3 protein-coding genes and 4 pseudogenes are annotated in these 3,564 nt (G+C 39.3%); all 7 read right to left on the bottom strand.

The genetic code is table 11. The features are described 5' to 3' along the window. Nucleotides 1-153, bottom strand: a pseudogene (locus ACJHYD_RS24400) (hypothetical protein); the annotation flags it as partial. A 30-nt stretch (nucleotides 154-183) separates the two neighbouring features. Further along, nucleotides 184-510, bottom strand: a complete 327-nt coding sequence (gene ybfB, locus ACJHYD_RS24395; RefSeq protein ID WP_000873944.1) for a protein YbfB — start codon at nucleotides 508-510, stop codon at nucleotides 184-186. Continuing rightward, nucleotides 510-614, bottom strand: a pseudogene (locus tag ACJHYD_RS24390) (hypothetical protein); the annotation flags it as partial. The gene ybfB and the pseudogene ACJHYD_RS24390, both read right to left, overlap by 1 nt. Beyond that, nucleotides 615-1,750 (bottom strand): annotated as a pseudogene (locus ACJHYD_RS24385) (ISAs1 family transposase). A gap of 450 nt (nucleotides 1,751-2,200) precedes the next feature. Continuing rightward, a pseudogene (locus tag ACJHYD_RS24380) lies at nucleotides 2,201-2,419 on the bottom strand (RHS repeat-associated core domain-containing protein); the annotation flags it as partial. Nucleotides 2,420-2,452: 33 nt separating this feature from the next. Further along, nucleotides 2,453-2,920, bottom strand: a complete 468-nt coding sequence (locus tag ACJHYD_RS24375; protein ID WP_001521833.1) for a sel1 repeat family protein — start codon at nucleotides 2,918-2,920, stop codon at nucleotides 2,453-2,455. Nucleotides 2,921-2,931: 11 nt separating this feature from the next. Next, on the bottom strand, nucleotides 2,932-3,564 hold a 633-nt coding region (locus ACJHYD_RS24370; protein WP_059326623.1), incomplete at its 5' end, for an RHS repeat-associated core domain-containing protein.

Below are 3,564 nucleotides of genomic sequence, written 5' to 3'. Positions count from 1 at the left end.
CCTGCCGTGACGGTCATACCGGTAAAGATAGTGCGCGTCACGGGCGATACGGTTATCCGGCCACATGCTGAGGGTGCTGTCCGGGTGCAGCTCCGGGTCGGGCAGGCGGTTGCCTGCCGGGTCCGTGGCATACGGGATATCAATGCCCAGGTTACATATAATAATAAGAGCAATTAACTTAATTTATTTGTTTATAATGCGCTTACTTAATACAAACCATTGAATATACCCTCCTGACAGAAAATAAAGCCATATTATTATCGCCATAATATACTTACTATCAATCCTTACGCCAATAATGTCTGAAACAGTCCCTATAAATATTAGAGCAATAAAGAATACTATGCCTGTTGGAAAACAGATTACCATCATTCCATAAGACATGAGACTAATTAACTCGCTCACATCACGAGTGGAGTCTAATAGTGAAAGTCTATGCATGGAAAAGAATAGTATTAAAAGCGATAAAGCCAGCCATATAGCTCTGAATAAAAAAATAATATATTTCATTACATCACTCCGGTGAATACAAATCTAATAAAGCGTCCAATGTTATTTCCGGAGCACTTCATCTTACATGTTTCTAAAGAATCATTAGACCAGTCAGGGCAAGATTACGAAAGCCCGCTCCCCGCAAGGACTGACGCGAGATAGTTTCTGTCCATGGCTGCTTTTCGCATCTTACGTCTTAACCCTACCTTGAATACCTTATCATTCGTCAAAATATTAATAGCAATGTGCCGTATCCCTGAAAATAATTCTGCTGCGTTTCCTCTTCTTATTTTGCAGTCGTCTTCATTCATTACCACGTCCAGACGCCAGTGCAGCTTATTCTCCACGTGCCAGTGGTTTCGGATTGCTGTGGCGAACTTCTCAGCGGTTAAATCAGCAGAGCTGATATAATATCTGACCGTCATTTCTGGCTCTTTCTTTTGTTCTGCTATTATTGACCGAAAGGAGACTGCCACGTATAATTTTTCAGTCCTTTCCATTCAAATGTAAAATCAATAAGTTCATCAGGGACATCGCAAACAATATGAAGACGGATTTCTTCTCTGCCGTGACTCTTTTCACTAATTGCGTAACTGTCATGCTCTGGATTAATTAATTCTTTCAGCGGAAATGTTTCCTCAAAGGCTTTATTCAGCCGCCCCTGGTTTCCTTTTACAGCGAATAAGTAATCACCACCCTGTTTTTGTATCTTCTCTGCAATATCTTTCTGGCAACCCATCGCATCAGTTGTGATGATTTTCTCTTTAATATACAAAATGTTAAGAAGTTCAGGGATAGCTGTGATCTCATTAGATTTCTCATCCGTCCTGATCTGCCCCAGGACCAGAATGTGCATTGTTGAGAACGCACTAATGACATGAATCGCTCCCCTGCGGCGACTCTTGTCATAAGAATGCCGGAGTGTTTTTCCATCAATTGCGATGACGTCTTTATCATCTGAAGTATGGCAATCTCGCATCCAGTTAATAAAGCACTCGTGAAATTTTGCAGGACTGATACAGGATACAACTCTGGCGATGGTATCGTGAACAGGAATACCATTTTCAAAATCACCGTATTGTTTTAAAAAATCGAGATGTGTTTCCCCAAAATCCTCTATATCTTCCCAACCTTCTGCACCCGAAATAACGGCACAAATAGTCAACAGTAGAATATCCGATAATTTATGTTCCACTTTCCAGGCTTGTCTGTAATCGGGGATAATAGAAATATGCTCCATCAATTTTTTAAGTTCCATTTTGTTCTCCTTAATTATGTAAGGAGTATTTGATCATGTATAAGCAATAAAAACAGCTTTAGGTAATGAGGAATATCTCAATTTTCAAACATAAAATGCGAATTATTTAGTACAAAAAAGCAGCGTTACGTGATCTTTCCCTGGCATGTCATTAGATGAACCAGTTATACAACCCTCGGAACAGAATCGAGGTCCTAAAGACGGACCAAAAGCGTTTAAACAACTATGTATTGAAAATCCATTACGATTATAAGTTCCTGTATTAACTGACGGTACTAATCGTATGCCGTCAGGTTTTCTATTGCTTGCTCCCGGGTCATTAACATTCCAACTCCATAGGCCTTGAGGTATTGGCCCTCTATTTATAAATGTGTACAACGGGGATTATTTTTACATTGCATATTATTACCAGAAGCGACTGGAATACTAAGCACATCATAAAAATTATCATCACCTGGTATATCTGAAACACACGAAAGCATACCTAAAGTTATGCTGTATAAACAGGTGGCTAATCCCAAGGGGATCGATTCCAGAAATCGGGTTCAACGGATACTGATAAAAATTCCACCTACCTTCCAGCCCAATCGGAGCCTGAGTGTTATACCGCCCCTGCTGCGGTTAATGTTACCGATAATAGTTATAGTACAGCCCTGATTCATCATCATACTACTGCTGCGGCAGTCTGATGAATTATTGCTTTTACGGATTCTCCTTATTCTTCCTTCTATCCATTCGCTTTAGCTTTAGCTTTTTGAGATCTTGAAGTTTGCTCTTTGCATCAATATTACCGTTATTTACAGCGAATTCCATCCAATAAATAGCTTTATTCAAATTATAATGTTCTGATAATATTGGATTTGTATCCGATAAAAAAACCCCATAATTAAACTGCGCTGTAACACTCCCCTGAGATGCTGATCTTTCTAAGTATCGCAATTGTTTGTAAATGTTATTTTTAGTAAAGCAGTAATATTGATATAGTCGAAATGATGCCTCTGAATCACCATGTTGTGATTTATACTTCAGTTTCATCAACTTTTCTTCACTTAAATCATAGGTCATTGCTGTAGACCCCATCATACTTTCGTTTTGTTTTATTTTCACATCAGCACCATGCAATTGAAAAATAAAAGAGAAATAAAAAAATAGTAACAAGCATGCTTTCATACATCTACAACCTATCTTATATCACTGGGTTTTTCTGGCGTACCTTGCATATTAGAAATGGGGTGCCCAGATGGCCCATATGTTATCCAATTACCAAGGTCTTTTGTTGTTATAGCCATTAGATCCTTATTTGAATTAAGGTTCGTTGGTGCTGTTAGCACTGTATCCATTTTTAACTTACCATTAGTTCCTCGCCCCCACCACGTCCATAGCGTGTCAGGTCCTATTACATTTGTATGTAACTCTTTAGCTAATTGGCTAGCAAATGAATTTTGTCCTTTACCTGTATTACAAGAAAATAACCAAACTGTCATCCCATCTTTATAATTCCCATCAAATTTAATTAGATATGCTAGATCTTTAGCTGTCATGATACTGCGCGTTGCGGATTCAATAGATGTGGGGGTACCATGCCCCCCGATTGTGAAAACGCCTGGGATATTAATCTCATCAGCTACAGAATGGATAAGATCACTTTCGGGGTATAAATTTATATCAACCAAACCTTGCGGATCTACATTTATGACCGGATCCAACGGATACTGATAAAAATTCCATCCCCCCTTAAGCCCAATCGGATCCTGAGTGATATACCGCCCCTGCAGCGGGTCATAATAGCGGTGGCGGTTGTAATAGAGGCCGGA

Source organism: Escherichia sp. WS1368 (assembly GCF_046487485.1).
GTDB classification, from domain to species: Bacteria; Pseudomonadota; Gammaproteobacteria; order Enterobacterales; family Enterobacteriaceae; genus Escherichia; species Escherichia coli.
This window is presented reverse-complemented; position numbering and strand designations above follow the sequence as displayed.